We start from the raw sequence: 26715 nt of genomic DNA on the forward strand, positions 1-26715 counted from the left end.
AGGCAAAATACGGGATTTTTTGGTTAAAAATAATCGAAGTCTATTATATTTGCATAATTATAAAATTCAAATGGAAAAAATATTCAATAATACCCAAGTTGCCTTTTCGTTAAAGAGTGATACCGAGTTAGATAGAGCTTATTTTCTTTTCAAAATGATTGATAATCAGCCTTTGGTCCGTATTGGAACGGCAGTCACCAATTTTGCCATCAAGGCCCATTTGCCTGTTGAAGGATTGATCAGAGCCACTGTTTTTGATCACTTTTGTGGAGGTATCAGCGAAGAGGATTGTCTTCCGGTAGTTGATAAAATGTATACCAAAGGCGTTTCCTCTGTTTTGGATTATTCTGTTGAAGGGAAGGAAGACGAGGCGCATTTTGATGATGCGATGAATATGACCCTGAAGATTATTGATTTCGCCAAGGAAAAGAAAGCGATTCCGTTTGCGGTTTTTAAACCAACAGGATTTGGACGTTTTGAATTGTATGAAAAATTAGGAGAAAAAAATGCTTTTACAGCAGCTGAACAAGCAGAGTGGGACAGGGTAGTTGCCCGTTTTGACCGGGTGTGCAAAGCGGCGCATGATAAAGATGTGGCCCTTTTAATTGATGGGGAAGAAAGTTGGATGCAGGATGCCGCCGATGATCTGGTAGAAGAAATGATGGTGAAATATAACCAGCGAAAACCAATCGTTTTTAACACCCTGCAAATGTACCGTTGGGACCGAATGGATTATTTGAAAAAATTGCATGAAAGAGCCAAAACTGCCGGTTTCTATATCGGTATGAAATTAGTCCGTGGCGCTTACATGGAAAAAGAAATCAAACGTGCCGAAGAAAAAGGATACCCGTCACCGATATGTGCTTCAAAAGATGCAACCGATATCAATTATGACGAATCGGTTCATTATATGATTGAAAACATTGATAAGATGGCCATTTTCGCCGGCACACACAATGAGTTAAGTTCCTATAAACTGATGGAATTCATGCAGGAAAGAAATATGTCTAAAAATGATGACCGTATCTGGTTTGGTCAATTGTATGGCATGAGCGATAATATCAGTTATAATTTGGCTGCCAATGGTTATAATGTGGCAAAATACCTGCCGTTTGGACCCGTTCGCGATGTGATGCCTTACTTAATAAGACGTGCTGAAGAAAATACTTCGGTAGCCGGGCAAACCAGCCGGGAGCTGACACTGATTAAGACGGAACGCGACAGACGAAAAAAAGCATAATTACCGAATAAAAAATCCCCGACTATATTGCAGTCTGGGATTTTTTTTTAAGTTTAAGTTGCTTTTTATAATTTAGCATAAAATTCATCACCCAAAGTCAAACGACTTTTTCTGATGTTAAAATGAAGAAAATAAAATGGACAGATACCAACAGACCATCGACACATACAATCAGCTGGCTTCGGCTTATCAGGATAAATTCATGGATTTGGATTTGTATAATGATACCTATGACCAATTTTGTTCTCTGATCGAAAAGAAAAGTCCAAAAATTTTTGAAATCGGATGCGGTCCGGGAAATATTACCCGGTATCTATTGGAAAAAAGACCCGATTTTAAAATTGAAGCAATTGATGTGGCTTCAAATATGGTTCAATTGGCTAAACAAAACAATCCAACAGCTGATATTAAGATTATGGATTGCAGAGAGATTGACCAAATTCCGGATAAATTCGATGGAATCATATGTGGTTTCTGTATGCCGTATTTATCGAAAGAAGATTGTATGAAATTGATAAGTGATGCCTCTGTATTATTGAATCCTGACGGAATATTTTACTTCAGTGTCATAGAAGATGATTACAGCAAATCCGATTATGAGACCAGTAGTAATGGACAATACAAAGTATATGTTTATTACCATCAGGAAGATTATCTGCGTGAAGCTCTGGAGCAAAATGATTTTGAAATAGTCGATTTACCTCGGAAAAACTATTCAAAACCGGATGGCTCCACTTCGACTCACCTTATATTTATTGCCAGAAAAAAATAATAAATTTACGAATTAACCATTCGTTTGAGCTTATCGTTTTTATTTCTTAAATCGATTCCTCCTTCGAGAATGGATTTTAAATTGGATAAATAAAAAGTCCAGCCATTAGAACATCCTAAATGAAAACGGACTTTTGACTGATCGTCGGTCGGAATATTTTCCTGAGATAATTCCATTATGGTTTCTTCACTTTCCCCAAATATTTTCATGGTTACGATGCATTGTTCCGCAAATGTGAACTGGAGTAAATCTAGCCCATTTGCTTCCAATATTTCTCCATACTCCACCACTTCATCCGAATAGCCGTGCCACATCCATTTGTAAGTATCTCCTTTTTGAATTGGAGTGGTCGGATTTTTTAAACTTTTTTCTGAAGTGTAAAATTCACTTAATCGTAGAAACCATTTTTCCATTCCCTCTTGGGTAGTCCAATAATCATAGATTTCCTGGATTGTTGCTTTGATAGGAATTCGCTGTGTAAATTTTGACCAATCGTAATTTTCCATAATTGCTGCGGAGGTTTAATGTTAAGCAATTAAAGATATAAAAAAGAGAAGAAAGTCCGGATTGGTTGTAAAAAAAAACTTCTCAATTTCTTGAGAAGTTTTGTGGGCGATGAGGGGTTCGAACCCCCGACCCCCTCGGTGTAAACGAGGTGCTCTGAACCAGCTGAGCTAATCGCCCTGAATGCGAGTGCAAATATACATTTAGTATTTGTATTTGCAACTATAATTTTAATATTTTTATTTTTTTATGATGTCTTTTAAAACTGCCTTATCAGAATAATTGACCACTTCTAATATAATAGGCTGATTTTTAATGGTTTTGCCTTCTACAACATATAGCTTCCCGTTTTCGAATTTCTTATTGCTTTTATCAAAATCAACATCGCCATATTCCAAAGTATTTTTGATATCGATGGTATCAATCCATTCTTCCGCTAATTTTTGCGAGGCTACATCTGAATAATGAAAAGGTTTGTTTCTTAAATCATTTAAAACCCTTGCATTTGGAAAATAATTACAACGGGTATCTTTTCCGCTTAGTACCATAGCCACAAAGAACAATCCGATTACTAGACCTACCAGATAATAGGCAAAACGTTGGTAAAATTTCATTTAAATATTTTTGGTAAAGGTAATTTGAAACTATTTAAAAAACAATTAAATTAATGTCGCTGTCCGGGATGTTAAACCATTCCCCGATTGCTTTGTTGGTTAAAATACCGTGATACAGATAGACCCCATTTTTCATTCCGTTATCACGGCGTATGGCAGTTTCAATTCCACCATCATCGGCAACTTGCAATAAATAAGGAGTGATGATATTGCTGATTGACAGGGAGGCGGTTTTTGAATACCGCGACGGGATATTCGGAACGCAATAATGGATTACGTTATTTTTAATAAAGGTGGGTTTTTCATGTGTAGTTACTTCGGAAGTTTCGAAGCAACCGCCGGTATCAATAGTGACATCAACAATGACAGATCCTTTTTTCATATGTTCGACCATGGTTTCGGTTACGATAATCGGGCAGCGTTCCTTTCCATGCATGGCACCCACTGCAACATCACATCGTCTCAGGGCTTTTAATAAGGATTTTGGATGAATTGTAGAAGTGAACACCCTTTGGTTCAAATTGTTTTGTAAGCGTCTTAATTTAGTAATGGAGTTATCAAACACTTTAACTGTCGCTCCAAGGCTTAAAGCGGTTTTGGTCGCGAATTCGCCAACCGTTCCGGCACCAAGAATAACTACTTCAGTAGGAGGAACTCCTGTAATATTACCAAAGAGCAGGCCTTTTCCAAATTCGTTGTTGATCATTAGTTCTGACGCAATCAAAATCGAGGCTGTTCCTGCAATTTCGCTTAACGACTTCACAATAGGGTAGGAGCCATCATCATCTTTGATGTACTCAAAAGCTAATGCGGTAATTTTCTTTTTTATGAGGGCGTCAAAATATTCTTTACGTCTGGTTTTCAGCTGAATTGCGGATACAATTATCGTTTCGGGATTTACCAATTCTATTTCAGTCATTGTAAGGGGTTCCACTTTTAAAAGCATCGGACAGCCCAGGACTTTTTTTGTGTCGGGAGTAATTTCCGCACCCGCGTCGCTATATTCCTTATCACTGTAGCTGGAGCTCAGACCCGCACCGGCTTCGATCATTACCCTATGGCCATTGGCAGTAAGAGTGTTTACGGCATCAGGAGTCAGGCAGATTCGACGTTCCTGGTAGCTGGTTTCTTTAGGTATTCCAATAAAAAGCTCGCTCTTGCGTTTGGTAATTTCAAGTTTTTCTTCCTGTGGAATTAATTGCTGTTTGGTAAAAGGGGTAAGTGCCATAAATAATTCTAGCTGTAAATGATTGGTCTAAGTTATGAAAAACTGCCATAGCTACAAAGCTTAATACCAACTAATTCATAATTAATTGCCTTTTACCATCGGGTAAAGTTTTAATTTTCACGACGGCATGCTCCAGCGGAATTAAATTCGGGATTTTTTCCGACCATTCAATAAAGCACCAATTTCCCGAATCCAGGTATTCATCAATTCCCATATCATATGCTTCGCTTTCGTCTTTTAAACGGTAAAAATCAAAATGATAAACAATTTGATTTTTAGTTGTTTGATATTCGTTAACTAAAGAAAAGGTTGGACTACTTGTCGGTTCCTGAACACCTAAAATTTTCACCAATGCTTTTATCAAAGTAGTTTTTCCGGCACCCATTTCCCCGTTAAATAAAATGACTTTAGGAGGATTTTGGTCTACTATTTTTTCTGCAGCGTGATTGATTTCATCAAGGGTAAACTGAATTTCCATGGGAAAATAAAATTTATTTTGGGTTAAAAACTAAAAAAGGTATAATCATTTCTTCCAGCGAAATACCACCATGCTGGTATGTATTTCTGTAATAGCTGACATAATGATTGTAATTGTTGACGTATGCCAGGAAATAATCATTTTTGGCAAAAATATACGAACTGCTCATATTTATCGCCGGCAATCCAATTTGCTTAGGATCTCTGACTGCGTAAACGTCTTTGTCTTCATACGTAAGGCTTCGCCCGGTTTTGTAACGCAGGTTCAGACTGGTATTCTTATCACCGATGACTTTGGAAGGGTTTTTTACATTGATGGTTCCGTGATCTGTAGTCAAAATTAATTTGAAGCCCATTTGCTGTGCCTGCTGGATGATTTCCAGAAGAGGAGAATTCTTGAACCAGCTGAGTGTGAGTGAACGGTATGCTTTGTCATCAGAAGCCAGCTCTTTCACTACATCCATTTCGGTTTTGGCGTGCGACAACATATCCACGAAATTATAAACCACGGTTACCAAATCATTGTTTTTTAATGACTTGAAATTTTCTACCAATTTTTTTCCGGAAGCGAAATTAGTGATTTTGAAATAATCCTGCTTGATGTTCAATCCTAATCTTTTCAGGTGTGCAGTCAAAAATTCGGCTTCATAAAGGTTTTTTCCGCCTTCTTCCACATCATTTTTCCAATATTGCGGAAATTGTTTTTCCATTTCCAGTGGGGTCAAACCGGAAAAAATAGCATTTCGGGCATATTGGGTGGCTGTTGGCAAAATCGCATAATAAGGCACTTCTTTTTCCAGTTTGTAATGGTTGTTAACTACACTTTCAAAGGCTTTCCATTGATCGTATCGCAAATTATCGATAACTACGAAAAGTACTGGTTTGTCTTTCTTGGTAATTTCCGGAACTACCAACTCTCTGAATAACGTATGGGATTGGATCGGTCTTTCTGATTTTGGCATAAACCAATCTTCGTAATTTCTTTCGATGAATTTACCAAACTGTGAATTTGCTTCCACTTTTTGGGACTCCAGGATTTCGGACATACCTTGGTCGTTGATATTTTCCAATTCCAATTCCCAGAACAATAATTTTTTGTACAATTCCACCCAATCCTCAAAAGAGTTGACCATGGACATCTCCATGGCTATTTTTCGGAATTCTTTCTGGTAATCCAAAGTTGTTTTTTGGGAAATCAATCTTGAATGGTCCAGATTTTTCTTCAGGCTCAATAAAATTTGGTTGGGATTCACCGGTTTAATCAAATAATCGGCAATTTTAGAACCAATTGCTTCCTCCATGATATATTCCTCTTCACTTTTGGTAATCATAATTACCGGTGTTGAAGATTTTTTCTCTTTAATTTCCTGTAACGTTTCCAAGCCGCTCATTCCGGGCATGTTTTCGTCCAAAAATACAATGTCAAAATCGCCTTCTTCAAAAACATCCACAGCATCACGTCCATTATTGCAAGTGGTAACGGTATAATTTTTTTTCTCCAGAAATAAAATATGCGGTTTTAATAAATCAATTTCGTCGTCAACCCAAAGAATATTTATATTGTCCATAGTAGTGTGTTTGTTTTTAAAAAGGCAATTTACCACTTATCCGAACGGTTTGTTCTTAATATTATTGTAAAATTTTTTTGATTTTTTTAACTTTTTGGTCTTACGGGTGAAATTCAATTAATTGTTGTAATTCCTGTGCATTTACAACTCCGGAAGGACTTGCAGTGTTATTAAAATAGACATATATCTCTTTAACTGACTTTTTTTTCAACAAATCTTCGCTTAATGCTTTTAGCTCCGCATGGCTGTAATTGGAATAAAACATTTTTGGATTTCCATGAAGCCTGATATAGGCGGTTTTTGCCGTGGTTATTAGGGTAGTTGGTAATTTCGGATGGTTGACGGTGCAAAAGATTATATGATGTTTTTTCAACTCATCGTAAACTGCTTGGGTCCACCAGCTGATATGGCGAAATTCAATCACATTTTTAAACTTCGGATTTAAACTTTTTATGATGAGCTCAAGCTTTTCAGCACTATAGTGAAAAGTGGGAGGTAATTGGAATAAAATGCATCCGGTTTTTTCCTTGAGTCCATCTTTGCATACCGCATAGAAATCATCAATCATTTGCTGGCAGCCGACAAATTGATGGATGTGAGTAATGAGTTTTGATGCTTTAACCGAAAATTGGAACCCTTCAGGACTTTTCCCATACCAGGTCTGCATGCTTTTTAAGGTCGGAAATTTATAAAAAGTAGCATTGATTTCCAATGTATTGAAGTTTTCACAATAGAACCCGAGCCATTGACTTGCCGGCATATCTTCCGGATAGAAAATAGTTTTCCAATGCGGATTGTAAAAACCCGAAGTGCCAATATAGGTTGACGGTTTTTTCATTGGTACAACAATTGGCAGTTAACACAGAAAAAGCTTCTTCTTTTTTTTACTCCGGTATGTTTTTTAATGATGGGGAGATTACAGCGCAAACATTCTTTTTTGGTATGGGCAAGCCAATGTTTCTTGAGTTCGTAATTTTTTTTCCATTTCAGAAAATCAAAACTATAAATATGAGCTTGCTCAATAAGCTCCTTGATTTTGGCGGCCGGGAGTTTGCCTACTTTTGATTCCGGGTGAACAAAGATTCGATAAAGGACTTCATTCTTGATGATATTCCCAACCCCGGAGAAGATGTCTTGCTCCAGAAGTGCATCGCAAACTAATTTTTCCGGTGTTTTTTTTAGTTTTTCTTTGGCACATTTAGGATTCCAATTCTCATTCATCACATCGGCAGACCATTCGTAAAGGGTTGCCAGGTCTTCATCCAGAAATTTTATGGAGCAGGAATAGAAATTTATTTCGCCGTTTTTAAAAGTCAGGTTCAGTCGCACGGGCTTGTCTCTTTTTTCATTTACCCGATAGGTTCCAAAAAGTAAAAAATGGATTTTGAGTGTAAATCCTTCGAAACAAATCAGGAAATGTTTGCCCCAGCTTTTGAATGCAATAACTGTTTGTTTTTCAAGACGTTTCTGATCTATTTTGCTATTACCGCTTACCGAGAGGATTTTTTGCCCGGTAAATTGCTGTACTTCTTCTTTTAAGATAACAATGCTTGGTCCTTCTGGCATCTGTACGAATATTAAATGAATTTATAAAGCTGATAATAAAGTCAATTTGGGATTATTAAAGTTACTAAAAAAGTTTTAGGGAGCAATAATTTATTCTATAAATAACAAGAAATCAACACTTTACTTTTATTATTAGGTTATATTTAATAAATTTACAATAACTGATTTCCAATTAATTGTATACTAAAAAAGTATTTCAATGACACTAAGCAAATACAATCAAAAACGGAATTTTAAGTCTACTTCCGAACCCGAAGGAGTAGTTGCCAAATCGGAAAATGACCTCCTATTTGTTGTACAGAAACATGCAGCTTCGCATTTGCATTATGATTTCCGTCTGGAAATCGATGGTGTTTTAAAAAGTTGGGCAGTTCCCAAAGGTCCGTCGATGAACCCGGAAGACAAAAGGCTGGCGATGATGGTGGAGGACCATCCTTATAGTTATAAGGATTTTGAAGGCAATATTCCGGAAGGAAATTATGGCGCCGGAAATGTTATTGTATGGGATAACGGAACCTATACGGCCACTGAGGAAGGCGGGGATATGGAGAATAAATTAAAAGCCGGAATTCACAAGGGGCATCTAAGCATTGTCCTGAAAGGCAAAAAATTAAAAGGGGAGTTTTCTTTAATAAAGTTAAAGGGGAAACAGGAAAACGCATGGCTTTTGATTAAAAAAGATGACAAATATGCCAGTGATACCGATATTTTGACAAAGAATAAATCTGTTATTTCAAAATCAACATTGGAAGCTTTGGAAAAGAAATCCGCCAAGGAAAAGAAACCGGCAGAAAAACCAAAAAAAGAGAAAGTAGTTTCTGAAAAAAAAAAGCAGTAGCTTCATCTAAAAAAGCTAAAGTCGGTTTTGTAAAACCAATGTTGGCGACCCTAACCGAGAAACCCTTCGATAATGAAGATTGGATATTTGAAGTGAAGTATGATGGTTATCGAACGGTAGCAGTGGTTGAACCAAACGACGTCAATTTGTTCAGCCGCAATCATATATCTTTTAATAAAAATTTTGGCGCTATTGCCCAGGAATTGAAGAAGATGAAACATTCGGCAGTTCTGGACGGAGAGATTGTGGTAGAGGGTGCTGATGGCCGTTCCAATTTTCAGTTGCTGCAAAATTATCTGAAAACCGGAAAAGGAAAACTGAAATATTATGTCTTTGACCTCATCAATCTCGACGGGAATGACACGTCGGAATTATCGTTATTGGATCGGAAAGAATTGGTTCACATCCTGCTTCGGCAACATCCGTTGAAAAACATTCATTATTCGGAACATATTATTGACAAAGGGATTGATTTCTATGCCATGGCCGAAAAAAATAATCTTGAAGGGATAATGGCCAAGAAGGCGGAGGGTACTTATAGAATTAATCAAAGAAGTAACGAGTGGCTTAAAATCAAGATTTCGCAGCAGGAAGAAGCTATTATTATTGGGTTTACCGAACCTCAAAATTCACGTAAATATTTTGGAGCCATTTTACTGGGACGATATGAAGACAATCAATTAAAGTACATTGGGAAATGCGGTACTGGTTTTAAGGAAGACACCTTAAAAGAATTGTATGAAAAATTCAAACCTTATTTCATAAGCGAATCTCCGGTGCCGGAGAAAATCAGTATCAGGGATAAAATACAATGGCTGAAACCAAAATTGGTCTGCCAGGTAAAATTTACCGAATGGACTTCGGATAATAGCCTGCGACATCCTGTTTATTTAGGATTACGATTGGATAAAAAACCAAAAGAAGTCTTGGCACCAACATTATTAAAAGGAAATGCAATGGAAGCAAAAGAAAAGGAAACAAAAACAACCGAAAGCAATTTTGATTTAAAAGTCGGTAAGGTCAATTTGCACCTGACCAATCAAAATAAGATTTATTATCCGGATGATGGCATTACAAAAGGCGATATCGTCAATTATTATAAGGAAGTTGCCGATTTCATACTTCCGTATATAAAAGACCGGCCCCAATCTATGAACCGTTTTCCGAGTGGTATCACTGGCGATAGCTTTTATCAGAAAGATGTCGATTTGGACAAAATCCCTTCCTGGCTTAAAACCCAAAAAATATATTCAGAATCCAATAAAGGATATATCGATTATTTGATCTGCAATGATAAAGCGACGCTGATGTATATGGCCAACTTGGGTTGCATCGAAATCAATCCGTGGAATTCCACCTTAAAACACATCGAAAAACCGGATTGGGTGGTAATCGATATCGATCCCGCAAAGGATGATTTTAAGGAAGTAGTTAGAACTGCCCTGACCGTTAAAGAAATAATGGATGAACTGGAAACCGATTGCTATTGTAAAACATCCGGAGCGACTGGGTTACATGTTTATATTCCCTTAGGAGCGCGTTACGAATACGATTCGATAAAAATATTAGCGGAATTGATAGCACGGGAAGTACATTCGCGGCTTCCCGAAACTACCAGTATCATTCGAAGCGTAAAAAAAAGAGACGAAAAAATATATATCGACTTTTTACAAAATCGTCAGGGACAGACATTGGCCGCGCCATATTCGGTGAGACCAAAACCCGGTGCAACAGTTTCGACACCATTGGAGTGGAAGGAAGTCAATAATAAATTATCACCATCACAATTTACCATCAAAAACATATTGAAACGCCTCGACAAAAAAGGCGATTTATGGAAACCCGTTTTGGGAAAAGGAGCTAATCTGGAAAAGATTATTAAAAAGTTTTCGCAGGAATAATATTAGGAAGATTTTCGTTTTTTGGTTTCAAGGCTTGCTTTGAGCATACTCATCAGGTCGTCACTTTGTTTGTGAACCACTTTCAATTTAGGGAGGGCCTGTTTTTTACCTTTCGCTTTGTCTTTAATGATTTTCATAAGCTTATCGGTGTATTGGTCCTTATAGGCCGAGATATCGAATTTTTCTGTAAGCTGTTCAATCAATTTTTTGGCCATTTCGGTTTCTTTGGTTTTGACTTTTGCCACCGGCGGCAGTTTTAGTTCGGAAGTAGCTCTAAGTTCCTGTGTAAAACGAATACGGTTCAGTACAATAACATCTTCGTAGGGTTTAAGAATCGCCAGACTTTCCTTATTTCTTAAAACAAAAGTAGTGACACCCACTTTACCGGAAGATTTCAAAGCATCCCTTAATAATGCATAGGCTTTCATTGCACCTTTGTCGGGCTCTAGATAAAAAGGTTTTTCATAATAGAGACTGTCAATTTCTTTTTCATTAGCAAAATTAAGTATTTCTATCATTTTGGTCTTTTCGGCACCAGCCGCCTCAAAATCCGTACTGTCAAGAACCACATATTTTTCGCCCAGCATATATCCCTTGACGATGTCAGCGTATTCAACTTCTTTTCCAGTATTTTCATTAACACGTTTATATTTAATGTGGGAATGGTCTTTTTTATCCAGCATATCCATACTCAAGGAGCTGTCTTCGGTCGCCGAAAATAATTTAACGGGTATATTAATTAACCCGAAACTGATAGTACCTGTCCAAAGTGATTTCATCTTTATTGTGAATTTAATGAATATTTAAACGGCAGCTTAATCAAAGCTTATGTAAATTTAAGCAAAAAAGTGATGTGTTTCAAGGACTTAAAACTCAATATTAACGTCATGTTAAAAACGTTATATTTATCATAACTATTTGGAGTTTAAATGATTATGAATTAATTTTATGACTTATTAATTTTAAACTTTATAATTATGGAACCTTCAAGAGACACCAGATCATCTGGTACCGGAAATGCTTCGTCATCCAAGTCGGATGATAAAAAAATGGAAGATAAAAGAACTACAACTTCTTCAAAAAGTACTGATAAAACATCAGGTAGTAAAGACAGTAAATCTTCTTCAACTAAAAAACATTAACAATAGTTATGGCAACAGACAACATTGGTAAATCAGGTCAAGGTAACCGAGATAACCAAAATCCATCAAATGAAAGAGATCCTAAAAATGTAGGAAACCAAGGTGCGATGAACCAAGGCTCTCAAGGAGGCGCACAAGGTTCTAGAAGCCAGGGAACTGCTCAAGGAGCTAACCAAGGATCTCAAGTAGGATCTCAAGGAGCAAATAAAACCGGTTCTCAATGGGAACAAAATAAAGGAGCCTCTGATGACAAAAATAGAGATCCTAGAAGTGAAAGCAGCTCTGATCAAGCAAGAGGTGCTAATCAAAACTTCGAAAATAAAAACTCTATTCAAAATGACCGAAACAGTAATATGGATAAGTCAAATTTTGAAGGTGAGGACGATTCAGAAGGTGAAGATCAAAACCGATCTTTTAACAGAGATCTGTAAATTGAATTTTTAATAATCCGCTTTACTGCGGGCCTGTTAGGAGTTAATTGGCACTCTGTCAGGTAAAAACAAATACCAATTAAAAGAGAAAATCACTTACTGGTTACAGTAATAGGTTTTCTCTTTTTTATTTAGAGAAATACAGCTTTTAGGAGATTAATAGTGTTTACCAAATAAAAAGCGATAAATTTGACAGCACAAATTAGTCATACAAATTGAAATATTTATGAATCAATACCAAAAACTAGTAATAGTTACAGTTGCCAGCGTTTTGCTCTTCAGTTGCAATAAAAAGGAAGACACTTTTACTGATCCGTTAATTACCAATAGGGATACACTTGTAAATCCAGGGGACAATTTTTTCTTATATGCCAATGGAGGCTGGTTTAAAAAAAATCCTATTCCGTCATCTGAAAGAAGTAACGGTATTTTTCGCACGATAGGGGATACTATAAACAGTCAGATTAAACAAATTTGCGAAAAATCTGCCGCTGATTCTGATGTAACCAAAGGAAGCATCAAACAAAAAATCGGTGACTTTTATGCGTCCGGAATGGATTCCACTGCCATTGATAAAGCGGGTCTGACACCACTGAGTGCTGAAATGAAAATCATCGATGCTGTAAGGGATATCCCAACCCTTATGAAAACGATTGCACATCTTCATACTATTGGAGCCAGTCCGGCATTTTCCTTTTACTTAGGCCAGGATGATAAAATCAGTACTAAATACGCTTTGTTCTTTGGACAAGGAGGATTAGGAATGGGTAACAGAGATTATTATTTCAATACTGATGCGCACACGGCTACTATCCGTAAGGAGTATGTAAATCACTTGCAGGCCATGATGAAATTAATGGGTAATGATGAAGCATCTTCTATAAAAAATGCCAATACGGTTATGAAACTGGAAACCGATTTAGCCAAATCGTCCCGTAAATTGGAAGCACTTCGTGATCCGATTAAAAATTACAATAAAATGAGCGTGGCTCAATTCAATAAGATTACACCTAACATTGCCTGGAATACAGTTTTACAGACATTGGGAACTGCCACAGCCGATACGGTGATTGTGGGACAACCTGAATTTTACAAAGCATTGAATAATGTAATTAAAAGTTATACAATCGAAGATTGGAAAATCTATCTGAAATGGGATTTGGTCAATTCATATGCTTCATATCTGAGTAGTGATGTTGAAAAACAAAACTTCAAATTTTACTCTACAGTAATGGGCGGCGTGACCCAACAAAAACCCCGTTGGAAAAGAGTGGTGGAACAAACGGACGGTTCCTTGGGTGAATTAATCGGACAGGTATATGTGGCCGAATATCTCCCAAAAGGTTCCAAAGAAAAATTATTGGAAATAGGAAATAATATCCGCGATGTATATGCGCTCCATATTAAAAATTTAGACTGGATGAGTGCCGTCACTAAGGAGAAAGCATTACATAAATTGAGTAAAATTGTAATGAAAGTAGGCTATCCTGACAAATGGAAAGACATGCGCACTCTTACTATCGACAGAAAATCATATTGCAGCAATGTAATGAAAGCTAACGCTTGGGGATATAATTATATGATTGATAAATTCGGAAAACCGGTGGACAGAACGGAATGGAGTATGAACCCACAAACGTACAATGCGTATTATAATCCAAGTAATAACGAAATTGTAGTTCCTGCATGTAATATTATGGTACCTGGTTTTGAAGGCCGTATGCCAGACGATGCTATTTTGTATGGAATTATCGGAGGTTCAACTTTCGGTCATGAAATAACCCATGGTTTTGATGATCAGGGAAGCCAATATGATGAAAATGGAAACCTGAACAATTGGTGGACGGCTGAGGATTTGAAAAAATTTCAGGAAAAGACCAAGTTAATCGTTTCGCAGTTTAATAAATATACCATCCTAAAAGACAAGCATGTTAATGGTGATGCCACTCAAGGTGAAAACATTGCCGATTTAGGTGGAGTGGTAATGGGATATGAAGCTTTCAAAAAAACGGATCAGTACAAGAAAAGCCAGAAAATAAGTGGCCTTAGTCCTGAAAAACGCTATTTCTTGGCCTACGGTTATGCGTGGATGGTCAACATCAATGATGATGCATTGGCTACGCAACTGATGACTGATGTTCATGCTCCTGCACAATTCCGTATCAATGGGCCATTAAGTAATATGCCTGAGTTTTATAAAGCATTCAATATCAAAAAAGGAAGTCCGATGTACCAGCCGAATTTATCTCGTGTTGTTATCTGGTAATTTTTAAGTGTTCATAACAAAAAGAAAAACCATCAAGCAATTGATGGTTTTTTATTTTAAAACGGATAGCCAATAGCGAGATTAAATACCAGATTCTCTTTTCTCCAGCTACTGCTGCCAAAATCAATTTGGTCCAATACCCAACGATTTCCATCAGATAAATAGGGTTTCCGGAGAGGGAAGGCGAGGTCGGTTCGTAGCAACAGGAACGAAAAATCAAAACGAAGTCCAACACCGGTACCAACAGCTAATTCATTTAAAAAGTCACTTGTAAACTGTGACCCCGGTTTGTTACTATCTTTATTGATCAGCCAAATATTTCCGGCATCAATAAATACAGCACCATGTACAACGCTATACAATTTGGCTCTTAACTCGGTGTTGATTTCAAATTTTACATCTCCTGATTGGTCCGGTAAAAACGAACTGGCATCGGTATCTCTAAAGGTGCCCGGACCAATAGATCGTGCCCTAAACGCCCTCAAACTATTGGTGCCTCCAATAAAAAATTGCTTGATAAATGGCATTTCTGCAGAATTTCCATAAGGAAAACCGGCGCCAACAATAACGCGGCTGGCCAGTTGTGTCCTTTCGCTTAATTTTAGGTAATGACGGAATTCAGCTTCCATTTTTGAGTATTGACTGAACGGAACACTAAACACGGTTACAGGTTCTTTTTTAGTGACATCAGCACCGGTAATTAATCCGGCCGCATTTCCGGCAAAATCAGCAGCACCCTTAAAGTAAATGGTATGCCTTTTTGCCGTTTCCATTGTATTGGTGTACGTATAGGAATAAGTAGTACCAAAAATCAATTGCTTCGCAATGACTTTCTCCAAGCTGCCTGTGGAATCTGCGGCCATTTTCTGACGGTATAAATCGGTGACGTTTGTTGGACTGACATACATAATATCGACTACATTCAGTTGGTGTTCCTTACGAATATTTTCTTTCCATAAATAACCAAAAGAGCCTTTAAATGAGTTTAAGGAATATAGTTTAGACCTGTTTTGATATTCATAACCTATGGTTGCTTTGGTTTTAGGTACAAACCCACTGGAGGACTTGATTTTTAAAGGCGATATGAACCTTGGCCAGATTAAACTGGATTCAGCCCCTACACGATAGACATTGAACCCTTTATTAATTCCGCTGACTTGTACTTCTAATCCGCCAAAAGCACTGATAGTAAGTAATTCCGCACCTTTAAAAGTATTACGGTTACTCCAGTTGATATTTAATTCGGTACCGGAATAATTCGCAGAATTGGTCTTTGCCAATACTTCCGTACGGATGGATTTTTTTGGTAACGGAGTCAGGTAATAATAGGCATCCAGATAATTTCCTGTAGTATCAGATTCCTTAAACTGGTTTTTTACAAATTTAAAAGTTCCCAGATTCACTAATCGGTTTAAACTCAGATTGTGATTTTTTCTGTTGTATAAATCGTTCTTTTTAAAGTACAAAGTCCTGTCAAATATACGGGGATTGAAAAGCTTCTCCGGATCAATTATTTTAAAATCATTGTGTATGGTTAAGGAATCCGCATTTTTTTTTCTATTTCTGCTTAGGGAATAATTTGGATAAATAATGATATTGTTGATTCGGTACACATTTCTGGCCGCAAGAGGGGTTTCGCCTTTGACTTTCACCAACAAATCTACCTGATGATTTCCGACAGTACTGTCCACCTGGACTTTTAGAAAATCCGGACTAAAGTAAAAATAACCTTGTTCTTTTAAATAGGCATCAATCCGGATTCTTTCCGCTTTGATTTTATCTAAATCATAGGATTCACCGACCTTCAAAAAACTTTTGTCTTGAGTAGTCGTAACAATTTTGTTTAATTCCGTTGAATCGGAAGGGAAAATGACTTGCTTGATTTTATATTGCTGACCGGGTTTGATGGTATACAGCGCTTTTACTTTTTTCTTTTTTCTGGTTGAATCGGCTGCCGTTGATGCATTAAAAAATCCTTTGTTTTCTGCATGGTTCTGCAGTACATTTTTATTGTAATCCAAATCAGAAATGCTGAAAAGAACTGGTGGTTCGCCAACTTTAGTACGTAACCAATGACGGAATCCTTTTTCTTTTTTGGGCTTGCCCGCCAAATTGTAGAAGAACAATCGGTGTCGTAATCCTAATAGTTTCTTGTTTGGCTTTGGCCGAAGCAAATTTTCGGATTCTTTTTTGAGTTTTTTACGTTCTTTATTTGAAATTTCTTTTCCTTCCACTTTCACTTTACCGCCCACATAGAGTAGTTCGCCGTCAGCTAAGTATTTGGTGTTGCTGCAGGAAGTGGCAAGAAAGAGAATGAAAACGGCATAATATAAATGGTTCAATTTCATCTTATGGCTTTTTAGTAGAAGCTTTTTTTGCTTTCATTTTTGATATGGCTCTGCCTTCTTTTACTCTGTGAAATAATTCACTGAATTTATTATAATTCATTGTGATGATAAATGCGACACCGGTTTCTACAATCTGTCCCTGCAAAGCCATCTGATATTGGTTTTTACGATAGGCTCTCAAACGGTATCTTCCGTCTTTTGAAAGTTTATAATCTGCAGAAATATCGCCCGCAATAACATTGCTTTCCTGATTGACCTGTTGCTGGCCTTCCAATCCAAAAGTACTCCCGATGGTAACTTTCAATCTATCGTCAAGCAGGCGTTTGGAAACGCCCACATTCAAATCGGTTTTGTTTTCCAATTTTCCAGAAGTATAGCTTTCATACGAATCCAGATCAAAATCCAATTCCACTCCTGAAATTAAATCACTTGCCAAATTATTCAACTGTTCGGATAACAATTTACTCGCACTCTGTCTGGCCAGGGATTGTACCGTATTACCGCCTGATTCACTGGCGAAAGGATTTTCTCCAATGAAGCGGTTCAGCAATAATAAAGCAAATACCTGTTTATTTAACTCTGATGGTTCCTGACGTAATTGGGTCAGTTTTGCTTGGGTTTTGTTAATGATATCAGTAGAAACAATATTATTTCCTTCCGGTAAAACAATATCAAAGGTAATATCCGGTTTTAATAATTCACCCGTCATATTCAAGCGTGTTTCAAAGGGGATTTTCTGTTTGTAGGGATTCCGTACTTCGGGGGATTCATTGGGTAACTGATCATTTAATAAATCGATCGGTGCGGCCTCGGTTTTATAAACTGCCATTACTTTTATGTCGGCTGTTGTTGGTTCGCCGGTCCATAAAATGTAGCTGCCTTCCTTGATTTCAAATTTTCTCTTTAATAAATTGAAGGTCATTTCATAAGTTCCTTCCGTGAATTCATATCTTCCTATCAGAGTTGTTTTCCCCGAAGGATCGATTCCGCCAGTCAATTGTGCTTCTCCTTTAAGTTTCAAATAATCACCGTTCCCTTTGTCGATTACCATGCTCAATTCGGCTTCCTTATCAATAGTAATATTTACCGAAACGTTCATTCCCCGGTAATCACTTCTGCTTAACGAATCATTTGCTATCAATTTTTTATTGAATTCAGGATTGTCCTGATCTATGAATTCCACAATACCCTCGCGTTCTACTATTTCCGGATCGGATTGCGGCAAAACGACAGTCAGTTTAGATTTTTCTTTTATTTTGACATTTCCATCTACGACTGGGTTCTCTAAAGTGCCTTTGATACGCAAACGGGTGTCCAGATAAACTTCTCCGTAATACAGTTCGTTGTCTTGCGCCTTGGAGTTCAACGCACGGAAATTCTCGGCATTGACTCTTAAGTTAAAACCGTAATCCCTGAAAGTAGTTGTTGTCATATTACCATCAACCAAAAGAAGATTGTTTTTTTCATCACTGACCGTGAAGTTATCAAAAACTATGTCGTTGTTATTAATGCCGATTTTATCATTCATAGATTTAAAATACGAATTCAGGTCTTTCACTTTAAAACCAATCTCATTGAATTGCAAATCACCATTTACTCTTGGTTTATCAAAGCTTCCGTTTATTTTAAATCTTCCGGATAAAAAACCGGTGCTTTGTGTTAGATGACCCATGGCAAATCCCTGAATACTTTTCAGGTTTAGTTTTATCATATCCAGCACCATATCAAAACTATTGCTGTCGGATCTGTATATTCCATCCAGATTTACCTGATTGCCTTTTCCTGTTATTACAGCATTTGTTTTATAAATGTTTGCGATTTCATTGTTGACTTTAAGATTTATGTTTCCAATGGTATCTTTTTTAAAATTGAAATCAGCAATTTCTAAATCCGCGGTAAAAGCAATGGTTTTACTTAGATTTTTCAAAACCGCATTCCCATTCATGCGGCCACCCATAAGGAGGGAATCTTTCTGAATAATTCCGGTTATAGTTTCAATTTTAAAATCTTTAAATTCAATAGCCATGGGAGCATTCGGTCGTGCCGACTGTGATTGGATACTGATAACGTGTTTATCCTTACTTAAAGTAACCGCATTGGCATTCATGCCCTGATCTCCGAAACGGATTGTATTTGCAGGATCCATGTTCCAGGATTCATAATTCAGAACCAATTGTTCTTTCAGTTTCATTTCGGTATTCTTATCAGAAGCTTTTAGATTTCCCGCTATAAGATAACGTTCCTTATCTTTATTGTCTTTTAACTGTAAAGTATAGTCAAGTTGATTATTCTGGACAGCACCAGATAAACTGGTGTATGGCAAATCAATTTGACTATTGCGCATATTATCTACCGTAACGCCATAAACCAAAGCCTTATCCTTAGTGTCGACTTTAACAACTGCATTGGTTATCGTATTATCATTGTACACGATTTTTGGAATGGTACCATTTAAAATAATAGTATCATTTACAGAATTATAATGTCCGGTAATTAGAATAGGTTCCACATCCGTCAGTTTTGGAACTAACTGCATTAAGATCGGATGTTTTTTTATTTTGACTTCGAATGCTAATTGCTGAGGTGCAGTTTTTGGTTTTCTTGCAGATGAATGAGTATCATAATAAGCAGCAATCGAGTTGGCTATCGCATCCGCCAATTGAGTCAATTTATATTTCCCGTTGATGTTGGCATCCAGGAATTGCGAATTAAGATCAATGGTATTTTTATCAGATGTTGCTGTCGCAATGATATTGATAGTATCCAATGCGAACTCTTCATTTTCATTCGCAATCCGTAAGTGATGGATGCTCATGTTTCCGTTAAGGTAATCAGGGTCAGCGGTCGGAAAATCAGCTTCTGCCTGCCCTTTTAATTTTAACGGACCCGCATGCAGATTCAATTTTTCCAAATCAGCAATATCCACATTCATTTTTAGTTTCACGGCGGGATATTTGTCTTCAAAACTTCCATTGCTGGCTAAATCCATTGCCAGATTGGGATCTTTTACGGCCATCGTCAAATCATATACGCCACTTTTAATTGTGCCATTTAGGGTAGCATTCCGATACGTGTATTTGTTATATTGCGCGCTGGCGATTTTTCCATTTACGGCAGCGGTGGCTGTTTTGGGATTGAATCCCGTTCCATTTACTTTGGCGGATAAAGTAACTTTACCAATATCCTTATTCTTGATTAATTTTCCGATGTCAAAACTGCTCAGTACCGCATCACCTCGATAGGTTTCCCGATTTGGTCTTCGGAAATCAAAATCGCCTTTTAACTTCGCGGCACCGTAACTGCTTTGCAGGTTAATATTGGTAAAAAAATCTTTCAGGGTTCCCTTAAAAATACCTTTGACACTAAATTGAGAAGGCAACTGAATGGTATTTGGAACCGTATGGGCGGGAAGCAATTGTGTGACATCTTTTGCGGTCGATTCGATGTTTCGGATGTTCAGATCGAAATAGGCTTTTTCGGCATCGGGTAAACCAATAATTTTTCCACTGGCCGCAATTCTGGTATCGCCAATCCCGCTGACTTCCAGATTTGGAAACTGAATATTATTCATTTTTCCGCTAATTCTTGTATTAAGGGTCATTACCGCATTCGGATAACTTTTGAACGGATTTTGGTCTGCCCATTCCGGGATAAATACCATAACATCTTTAAAACCAATGCGGCTGCCTTTGATGGAAGCCTGGATATCCAATTGCCCGGGATTTTTACGTAAAGATTCCAGAGATGGATAATGCAGAATGATCTCATCCTTTAATAATGTCTGCGGCGTTTTTAAATATAAATTTTTTAAATGGGCTGATTTTTCTCCATAATAAAATTCCGTTTTTAAGGATTGGATATCAAGTCCCCGATTTTCCTTTATGGTAAGTGCATAAATATTTCCGGAAATAGCGTCAGAACTATAACTGAATTTTTCGCCGTCCAGGTTAAAATTAGATACGTCCAGATGTTTGTAATCAATACCTTTTTTATTAGCTACATAATTCTCATCATCAAAACGAAAATTAATCCGTTTTAAATCAGCCTGATTCAATTTGACTTTCCATGCGATGTCAGGAGTTTTAGAAGTTGGTGCCGGTTTTATGACTTTATATTTTCCAATGGTCAATCCGCCTTTCATGCCTTCAACTTCCAGACTTTCCACATCAATGAGTTGCTTTTTTATATCAAAAGCATTCATCCGAACGATCATTTTATCTAAGGTCAATCCTGAGTTCAGGCTGGTTCCAATGTTATCATAGCCGACTTTGATATTGGATAGGGATATTTCGCCAAGCTTTAATTTTAAATTAGTGTAAATGGTCAGCGAATCCGCTATTGCTTTGGTATCCTGGACAATTTCCTGAACAAGTTCCCCTTGCTTCAGTTTTAGGTTTAATCCATCCAATTTAATTTTTGGAATTTCAAAATCGGTATTATCCAAATCAAATTTATCAATGTGGGTGTCAAAATGTTCAAAGTAGAATTTTAAATCATTTTTGGTTATGGCATCATCAAATCTGACATTGATTTTATCAAGGTTAATATCCTTTATGGAAAACGTATAAGGCTTCGAATCGGCTTTCTTTTCTTTTTTGGATTCGAATGCCTTGATGATATAAGCGTAATTGTAAACCGAATCTTTATCCCTGCTGATATGGGCGGAAATTCCTTTTAAATCAATCGAGTTAATCTGCACTTCATTGCTCAGTAATTGGAACAGGCTAATATTGATATTTAATTTTTCGCCATATAAAAGAGTATCTTTTTGCCGGCTTTCGAGATAAACATTTTCAAGGATTACATTTTTCGGAAAACCCACATTGATGTATCCGATGGAAACTTTGGTATGGATTTTATCCTCGAGATACGTTACCGCTTTGTCTTTGATTTTATTTTGTACCGCAGGAATCTGAATGAGGAGTATTAGTAATAAGAGCAGGCCAACAATGGAAAGCAGTATCCAAAGTAAAATTCGTATGCTCTTTTTTATGTGCTTTTTCAAATTCAAAATCAATCATTTATGGTTTAAAAAAGTCAGTTAAATTAAAAATCTAATCTCTTCTTTTTATTTCAATGGTTTAAAGGGTAAAGATGAAGCTTTATTCGCTCATTTTCTTTTATACTTCAGATTTAAAGTTACATAATTATTTGCTGGATTTATAAGAATATGGAGTTAAAATTTGTCAAATGTGTTGCAACCTTATTATTTCTTATCTTTGCTCTCCTAAATTCTAATAAAAAAAGTGAGCCAAATCAATAAACTAAAAATATTAAATGACCCGATTTACGGATTTATTACGATACCCAACCCTTTTATTTATGATTTGGTACAGCATCCGTATTTTCAGAGGCTGCGTCGGATTTCGCAAATGGGATTATCCTATTTAGTTTATCCCGGAGCTCACCATACGCGGTTCCATCATGCTTTGGGCTGTATGCACATGATGCAGAAAACAATTGAAGTGCTTCGTTTTAAAGGAATTTCGATATCAGTAGATGAAGAAAAAGCATTGGAAATTGCTATTTTATTACACGACATCGGACACGGACCATTTTCACATGCAATGGAACACAGTATCGTTGAAGATGTGAATCATGAGGCCATTTCGCTGCTTTTCATGAATAAATTAAACCAGGATTTCAACGGTGAGTTGAGTCTGGCTATCCAGATATTTAAAGGACAATACCCTAGAAAATTCATGTTACAGCTTATTTCCAGCCAATTGGACATGGATCGTATGGATTATCTGAAACGCGATAGCTTTTATTCCGGTGTAGCCGAAGGAAATATTAATTCCGACCGTTTGATTCAAATGATGACTGTCGTAGATGATACGTTGGTTATTGAAGAAAAAGGAATTTATTCGGTAGAGAAATTTTTAATGGCCCGCCGATTAATGTACTGGCAGGTCTATTTGCATAAAACGAGTCTGGCTGCCGAATTGATTTTAACAAAAGCCCTAAAAAGAGCTAAAGAATTGACGCAGAAAGGAATTATTTTGCCTTGCAGTGAGCCACTTTTGTATTTTATGCAGAATAAAGTAGAGTTAGATACGTTTGATAATGATACATTAGACAAATTTGCGCAATTGGATGATTTTGATATTGTCAGCGCATTGAAATCCTGGCAAAATCACGACGATTTTATTTTGAGCACCTTGAGTAAAATGATTATTAACAGGGATTTGCTTAAAATTAAAATCAATACTGAAAAATATACGAAGGAAGAAGCGGCGGGTTATATTGCTGCTTTTGCACAATTGAATACTATCTCAATTCAGGAGGCAAGCTATTTTGTTTTCAAAGGCAAAATAAAAAATCAGGCCTACAGCAAAGATGCTGAGCCTATACAAATTCTGAAAAAAGATAAAACGATTAAAGATGTAGTGGAAGTTTCAGACCAGTTGAATCTGAAAGCGTTATCCAAACCAGTAACGAAATACTATATTTGTTTTCCAAAACAACTGGTTGAAAATTAATAATTAAAATCTATTTTTTATATTTTTGTCGGGATGAAATTTACAGCAGAACAAATAGCGGGAATTTTAGAGGGAGAAGTTGTTGGTAATCCCAATGCGGAAGTCCACACCTTGTCAAAAATTGAAGAAGGGATACCAGGTTCGTTAACTTTCCTGGCTAACCCAAAATACAACAGCTACTTATATACTACCCAAGCCACTATAACGATTGTAAACAACAGTTTTTCTCCCGAAAGCGAGTATTCAACTACACTAATAAAGGTCGAAGATGCCTATCTTGCTTTTTCTAAATTATTGGAATTTTACGATCAGGCCAAAGGCGTTAAAAGCGGAATAGAACAACCTTCTGTGATGTCGGAAAGTGTAAAATATGGGGAGAATCTGTATTTAGGCAGTTTCAGTTATATTGGAGCGAATGTTATTTTAGGCAATGACGTCAAAATATATCCCAATTGTTTTATTGGTGATAATGTTGTCATTGGCAATAATGTTACTATTTTTGCCGGTGCAAAAATCTATTCTGATACCATAATTGGTAACAATTGTGCCATTTATTCAGGTTGTATTATAGGAGCTGATGGTTTCGGCTTTGCGCCAAATCCGGATGGCACGTTTAGTAAAATCCCCCAAATTGGGAATGTAATTATTGAAGATAATGTGGATATCGGTTCTTGTACAACTATAGATAGGGCTACAATGGGATCGACCATTATCAGAAAAGGAGTAAAGCTGGACAATCAAATCCAGATTGCACATAATGTTGAAATTGGGGAAAATACAGTCATAGCCGCACAAACAGGAGTGGCCGGTTCAACCAAAATTGGAAAGAACTGCATGATTGGGGGACAGGTAGGTATAGCAGGTCATCTTACCATCTCGGATAATGTCCGTATCCAGGCCCAATCCGGTGTTGGTAGAAATATTAAGGAAGGCGAGGTTGTACAAGGAAGCCCCGCATTTAACTATACGGATTTTAGTAAATCCTATGTGCATTTCCGGAATTTACACAAAACAATGTCTGAATTTGATGAATTTAAAAAACAAAATGATAAACAATAAAAGCATAAATAATGGTTAAAAACCCGAGCGCAGGCGAACAGGCGAAGCAAACAACCATCAAATCTGAAATTTCCCTTACAGGAGTTGGATTGCACACCGGAGAAGAAGTAAAGATGACTTTTAAGCCCGCACCAGTAAACAATGGCTATACTTTTGTTAGGGTTGATCTCGAAGGACAACCGGTTATTGAGGCAGATGCCAATTACGTAGTAAATACTCAAAGAGGTACCAATCTTGAAAAATTAGGGGTAAAAATTCAGACATCAGAACATGTTTTAGCTGCCTTTGTAGGTTGCGATGTAGATAATGTTATTATAGAACTAAATGCCTCTGAACCTCCAATTATGGATGGTTCTTCGAAATATTTTGTAGAGGCGATCGAAAATGCAGGTGTAGTTGAGCAGGAAGCTGACAGAAATGTATATGTTGTAAAGGAAATTATATCTTTTACCGATGAAGCTACCGGAAGCGAAATCCTGGTTATGCCAAGTGATGATTATCAGGTGACTGCTATGGTTGATTTTGGCACTAAAGTTTTAGGCACACAAAATGCAACAATGAAAAGCATTTCCGAGTTCAAATCTGAAATTGCAGATGCCCGAACTTTCAGCTTTCTTCATGAACTGGAATCTCTTTTAGAAAACGGCCTGATTAAAGGTGGTGATTTAAACAACGCTATAGTATATGTGGATAAAGAAATATCCGACAGCACTATGCAAAACTTAAAAGTTGCATTTGGAAAAGATACTATCTCGGTAACTCCAAATGGAATTTTGGACAATCTTACATTACATTATCCAAACGAGGCAGCAAGACACAAACTCCTTGATGTGGTGGGTGATTTAGCTTTAATAGGAACCCGTATTAAAGGTAAAGTAATCGCTAATAAACCAGGTCATTACGTGAATACGCAGTTTGCCAAAAAAATGGCGAAGATGATTAAATTGGAACAGCGAAATCATGTTCCAACATTTGATTTGAATCAGGAACCGTTAATGGATATTCATAAGATTATGAGTATTTTGCCACATAGACCACCGTTTTTATTTATCGACAGAATAATCGAAATGTCTGACAGTCATGTGGTAGGATTGAAGAATGTTACGATGAATGAGAGTTTCTTCGTCGGGCATTTTCCGGGAGCACCGGTCATGCCAGGTGTGATTATTGTGGAAGCAATGGCACAAACGGGAGGAATCTTAATTTTAAGTTCGGTTCCGGATCCTGAAAATTACCTGACTTATTTCATGAAAATTGATAACGTTAAGTTCAAACATAAAGTTTTACCAGGCGATACGTTAATTTTTAAATGTGTTTTGATTACCCCAATCAGAAGAGGGATTTGTCACATGCAGGCGCATGCTTACGCAAATGGTAAGTTGGTCGCTGAAGCTGAATTAATGGCGCAAATCGCAAAAAAACAATAAAATCTACTTATGAATCAACCTTTAGCATACGTTCATCCAGGTGCGAAAATCGCCAAAAATGTAGTCATAGAGCCATTTACAACCATTCATAATAATGTTGTAATTGGAGACGGAACTTGGATTGGCTCCAATGTTACAATCATGGAAGGCGCCAGAATCGGAAAAAATTGCAATATATTCCCGGGAGCAGTTATCTCTGCAGTGCCGCAGGATTTAAAATTTGGAGGTGAAGATTCACTCGCTATAATTGGAGACAACACAACCATCAGGGAATGTGTTACTGTAAACAGAGGAACCATCGCTTCAGGTCAGACTACCATCGGTAATAATTGCCTGATCATGGCTACAGCTCACATAGCACACGACTGCCATATAGGCGATAATGCCATAATTGTTAATGGCGTAGCTCTTGCTGGTCATGTTATTGTTGGGAAATATGCTATTATCGGAGGTTTGGCTGCTATTCATCAATTCATTCAAATTGGTGATCATGCAATGATATCCGGAGGTTCATTGGTTAGAAAAGATGTTCCGCCATTTACTAAAGCAGCAAAAGAACCTTTATCCTACGTCGGAATTAACTCTGTCGGATTAAGACGAAGAGGTTTCTCCACTGAAAAAATCAGAGAGATACAAGAGATTTACAGAATATTATATCAGAAAAATTACAATACTACCCAAGCGATTGGAATCATTGAAGCAGAAATGGAAGCAACTCCGGAGCGTGATGAGATTTTGGATTTTATCAGAAATTCTTCCCGTGGGGTAATGAAAGGGTACACTGGAAATTATTAAGCAATTTGAATTAAAAATTAATCAGGTTACTGATTGACATATAAACGAAATAAATAT

The 26715-nt window shown here is 37.1% G+C and carries 21 protein-coding genes and 1 tRNA gene; 11 read left to right on the forward strand and 11 right to left on the reverse strand.

Features of this window, described 5'->3' with window-relative positions; all coding sequences use genetic code 11:
- Window positions 1-70: 70 nt before the first annotated feature.
- On the forward strand, window positions 71-1240 hold the full coding sequence (locus FNW07_RS06655) for a proline dehydrogenase family protein (RefSeq protein ID WP_126745252.1): 1170 nt from the start codon (window positions 71-73) through the stop codon (window positions 1238-1240).
- Window positions 1241-1376: 136 nt separating this feature from the next.
- Window positions 1377-2012 carry a class I SAM-dependent methyltransferase gene (locus FNW07_RS06660; RefSeq protein ID WP_126745251.1) on the forward strand — a complete coding sequence of 212 codons (636 nt, stop codon included), beginning with the start codon at window positions 1377-1379 and terminating at the stop codon, window positions 2010-2012.
- Between the two features lie 5 nt (window positions 2013-2017).
- Here the strand turns inward: FNW07_RS06660 and FNW07_RS06665 are convergent, their stop codons facing one another.
- The 8 genes from FNW07_RS06665 to FNW07_RS06700 form a co-directional block, all read right to left on the reverse strand.
- Window positions 2018-2518 carry an SRPBCC domain-containing protein gene (locus tag FNW07_RS06665; RefSeq protein WP_126745250.1) on the reverse strand — a complete coding sequence of 167 codons (501 nt, stop codon included), beginning with the start codon at window positions 2516-2518 and terminating at the stop codon, window positions 2018-2020.
- A gap of 103 nt (window positions 2519-2621) precedes the next feature.
- A tRNA-Val gene (locus FNW07_RS06670) sits at window positions 2622-2696 on the reverse strand.
- A 59-nt stretch (window positions 2697-2755) separates the two neighbouring features.
- Entirely contained in the window at window positions 2756-3130 is a 375-nt protein-coding gene (locus FNW07_RS06675; RefSeq protein ID WP_126743495.1) for a DUF4258 domain-containing protein, read from the reverse strand.
- 34 nt (window positions 3131-3164) lie between these two features.
- On the reverse strand, window positions 3165-4358 hold the full coding sequence (locus FNW07_RS06680; protein WP_126743494.1) for an alanine dehydrogenase: 1194 nt from the start codon (window positions 4356-4358) through the stop codon (window positions 3165-3167).
- Window positions 4359-4428: 70 nt separating this feature from the next.
- Window positions 4429-4836: a tRNA (adenosine(37)-N6)-threonylcarbamoyltransferase complex ATPase subunit type 1 TsaE gene (gene tsaE, locus FNW07_RS06685; RefSeq protein ID WP_126743493.1), complete on the reverse strand. Its 408-nt coding sequence runs from the start codon at window positions 4834-4836 to the stop codon at window positions 4429-4431.
- 13 nt (window positions 4837-4849) lie between these two features.
- Window positions 4850-6403: a PglZ domain-containing protein gene (locus tag FNW07_RS06690; protein WP_126743492.1), complete on the reverse strand. Its 1554-nt coding sequence runs from the start codon at window positions 6401-6403 to the stop codon at window positions 4850-4852.
- 100 nt (window positions 6404-6503) lie between these two features.
- Window positions 6504-7241 (reverse strand): DUF72 domain-containing protein, encoded by a 738-nt coding sequence (locus tag FNW07_RS06695; RefSeq protein ID WP_126743491.1) that lies wholly within the window; start codon window positions 7239-7241, stop codon window positions 6504-6506.
- A complete protein-coding gene (locus FNW07_RS06700) occupies window positions 7238-7969 on the reverse strand; it encodes a DNA-formamidopyrimidine glycosylase family protein (protein ID WP_126743490.1) in 732 nt (243 codons plus the stop codon). The genes FNW07_RS06695 and FNW07_RS06700 overlap by 4 nt, the downstream gene beginning before the upstream one ends.
- Before the next feature lie 199 nt (window positions 7970-8168).
- Here FNW07_RS06700 and FNW07_RS13780 point away from each other — a divergent pair, with 199 nt between their 5' ends.
- Both FNW07_RS13780 and ligD read left to right on the forward strand, forming a co-directional pair.
- Window positions 8169-8807, forward strand: coding sequence for a DNA polymerase ligase N-terminal domain-containing protein (locus FNW07_RS13780; RefSeq protein WP_185964628.1), 639 nt, complete (start codon window positions 8169-8171; stop codon window positions 8805-8807).
- Between the two features lie 38 nt (window positions 8808-8845).
- The gene (ligD, locus tag FNW07_RS06705) at window positions 8846-10708 is read left to right on the forward strand and encodes a DNA ligase D (protein ID WP_185964629.1); all 1863 of its coding nucleotides are present in this window, start codon (window positions 8846-8848) and stop codon (window positions 10706-10708) included.
- 2 nt (window positions 10709-10710) lie between these two features.
- Here ligD and FNW07_RS06710 read toward each other — a convergent pair whose 3' ends face one another.
- Entirely contained in the window at window positions 10711-11487 is a 777-nt protein-coding gene (locus FNW07_RS06710; RefSeq protein ID WP_126743489.1) for a Ku protein, read from the reverse strand.
- 198 nt (window positions 11488-11685) lie between these two features.
- Here FNW07_RS06710 and FNW07_RS13785 point away from each other — a divergent pair, with 198 nt between their 5' ends.
- From FNW07_RS13785 to FNW07_RS06720, 3 genes are all read left to right on the forward strand, one after another.
- Window positions 11686-11850 carry a hypothetical protein gene (locus tag FNW07_RS13785; RefSeq protein WP_158626839.1) on the forward strand — a complete coding sequence of 55 codons (165 nt, stop codon included), beginning with the start codon at window positions 11686-11688 and terminating at the stop codon, window positions 11848-11850.
- A gap of 8 nt (window positions 11851-11858) precedes the next feature.
- Window positions 11859-12281: a hypothetical protein gene (locus FNW07_RS06715; RefSeq protein ID WP_126743488.1), complete on the forward strand. Its 423-nt coding sequence runs from the start codon at window positions 11859-11861 to the stop codon at window positions 12279-12281.
- Between the two features lie 226 nt (window positions 12282-12507).
- Window positions 12508-14547 carry a M13 family metallopeptidase gene (locus FNW07_RS06720; RefSeq protein ID WP_126743487.1) on the forward strand — a complete coding sequence of 680 codons (2040 nt, stop codon included), beginning with the start codon at window positions 12508-12510 and terminating at the stop codon, window positions 14545-14547.
- Between the two features lie 56 nt (window positions 14548-14603).
- Here the strand turns inward: FNW07_RS06720 and FNW07_RS06725 are convergent, their stop codons facing one another.
- Complete coding sequence (locus FNW07_RS06725) at window positions 14604-16895, reverse strand: BamA/TamA family outer membrane protein (RefSeq protein WP_126743486.1); 2292 nt, start codon at window positions 16893-16895, stop codon at window positions 14604-14606.
- A gap of 1 nt (window position 16896) precedes the next feature.
- Window positions 16897-21900, reverse strand: a complete 5004-nt coding sequence (locus tag FNW07_RS06730) for a translocation/assembly module TamB (RefSeq protein ID WP_126743485.1) — start codon at window positions 21898-21900, stop codon at window positions 16897-16899.
- Window positions 21901-22141: 241 nt separating this feature from the next.
- Between FNW07_RS06730 and FNW07_RS06735 the strand changes: the two genes are divergently transcribed.
- Genes FNW07_RS06735 through lpxA form a run of 4 tightly spaced genes read left to right on the forward strand, consistent with a single transcriptional unit; the run spans window position 22142 to window position 26658 of the window.
- The gene (locus FNW07_RS06735) at window positions 22142-23377 is read left to right on the forward strand and encodes an HD domain-containing protein (RefSeq protein WP_126743484.1); all 1236 of its coding nucleotides are present in this window, start codon (window positions 22142-22144) and stop codon (window positions 23375-23377) included.
- A 33-nt stretch (window positions 23378-23410) separates the two neighbouring features.
- The gene (gene lpxD, locus FNW07_RS06740) at window positions 23411-24436 is read left to right on the forward strand and encodes a UDP-3-O-(3-hydroxymyristoyl)glucosamine N-acyltransferase (RefSeq protein WP_126743483.1); all 1026 of its coding nucleotides are present in this window, start codon (window positions 23411-23413) and stop codon (window positions 24434-24436) included.
- Window positions 24437-24447: 11 nt separating this feature from the next.
- Window positions 24448-25863, forward strand: coding sequence for a bifunctional UDP-3-O-[3-hydroxymyristoyl] N-acetylglucosamine deacetylase/3-hydroxyacyl-ACP dehydratase (locus tag FNW07_RS06745; protein WP_126743482.1), 1416 nt, complete (start codon window positions 24448-24450; stop codon window positions 25861-25863).
- A 9-nt stretch (window positions 25864-25872) separates the two neighbouring features.
- On the forward strand, window positions 25873-26658 hold the full coding sequence (gene lpxA / locus FNW07_RS06750) for an acyl-ACP--UDP-N-acetylglucosamine O-acyltransferase (RefSeq protein WP_126743481.1): 786 nt from the start codon (window positions 25873-25875) through the stop codon (window positions 26656-26658).
- Window positions 26659-26715: the final 57 nt, after the last annotated feature.

This window comes from Flavobacterium sp. GT3R68, from assembly GCF_007109225.1.
GTDB lineage: Bacteria > Bacteroidota > Bacteroidia > Flavobacteriales > Flavobacteriaceae > Flavobacterium.

Bases quoted from the DNA above. Each gene is read 5' to 3' on its own strand.
- FNW07_RS06680 (WP_126743494.1), bottom strand. From the start codon at position 4,358: ATGGCACTTACCCCTTTTACCAAACAGCAATTAATTCCACAGGAAGAA.
- FNW07_RS06715 (WP_126743488.1), top strand. From the start codon at position 11,859: ATGGCAACAGACAACATTGGTAAATCAGGTCAAGGTAACCGAGATAAC.
- FNW07_RS06655 (WP_126745252.1), top strand. From the start codon at position 71: ATGGAAAAAATATTCAATAATACCCAAGTTGCCTTTTCGTTAAAGAGT.
- FNW07_RS06675 (WP_126743495.1), bottom strand. From the start codon at position 3,130: ATGAAATTTTACCAACGTTTTGCCTATTATCTGGTAGGTCTAGTAATC.
- FNW07_RS06720 (WP_126743487.1), top strand. From the start codon at position 12,508: ATGAATCAATACCAAAAACTAGTAATAGTTACAGTTGCCAGCGTTTTG.
- FNW07_RS06665 (WP_126745250.1), bottom strand. From the start codon at position 2,518: ATGGAAAATTACGATTGGTCAAAATTTACACAGCGAATTCCTATCAAA.
- lpxA (WP_126743481.1), top strand. From the start codon at position 25,873: ATGAATCAACCTTTAGCATACGTTCATCCAGGTGCGAAAATCGCCAAA.
- FNW07_RS06695 (WP_126743491.1), bottom strand. From the start codon at position 7,241: ATGAAAAAACCGTCAACCTATATTGGCACTTCGGGTTTTTACAATCCG.
- lpxD (WP_126743483.1), top strand. From the start codon at position 23,411: ATGAAATTTACAGCAGAACAAATAGCGGGAATTTTAGAGGGAGAAGTT.
- FNW07_RS06700 (WP_126743490.1), bottom strand. From the start codon at position 7,969: ATGCCAGAAGGACCAAGCATTGTTATCTTAAAAGAAGAAGTACAGCAA.
- FNW07_RS06710 (WP_126743489.1), bottom strand. From the start codon at position 11,487: ATGAAATCACTTTGGACAGGTACTATCAGTTTCGGGTTAATTAATATA.
- FNW07_RS06690 (WP_126743492.1), bottom strand. From the start codon at position 6,403: ATGGACAATATAAATATTCTTTGGGTTGACGACGAAATTGATTTATTA.
- tsaE (WP_126743493.1), bottom strand. From the start codon at position 4,836: ATGGAAATTCAGTTTACCCTTGATGAAATCAATCACGCTGCAGAAAAA.
- ligD (WP_185964629.1), top strand. From the start codon at position 8,846: ATGTTGGCGACCCTAACCGAGAAACCCTTCGATAATGAAGATTGGATA.
- FNW07_RS13780 (WP_185964628.1), top strand. From the start codon at position 8,169: ATGACACTAAGCAAATACAATCAAAAACGGAATTTTAAGTCTACTTCC.
- FNW07_RS06660 (WP_126745251.1), top strand. From the start codon at position 1,377: ATGGACAGATACCAACAGACCATCGACACATACAATCAGCTGGCTTCG.
- FNW07_RS13785 (WP_158626839.1), top strand. From the start codon at position 11,686: ATGGAACCTTCAAGAGACACCAGATCATCTGGTACCGGAAATGCTTCG.
- FNW07_RS06745 (WP_126743482.1), top strand. From the start codon at position 24,448: ATGGTTAAAAACCCGAGCGCAGGCGAACAGGCGAAGCAAACAACCATC.
- FNW07_RS06725 (WP_126743486.1), bottom strand. From the start codon at position 16,895: ATGAAATTGAACCATTTATATTATGCCGTTTTCATTCTCTTTCTTGCC.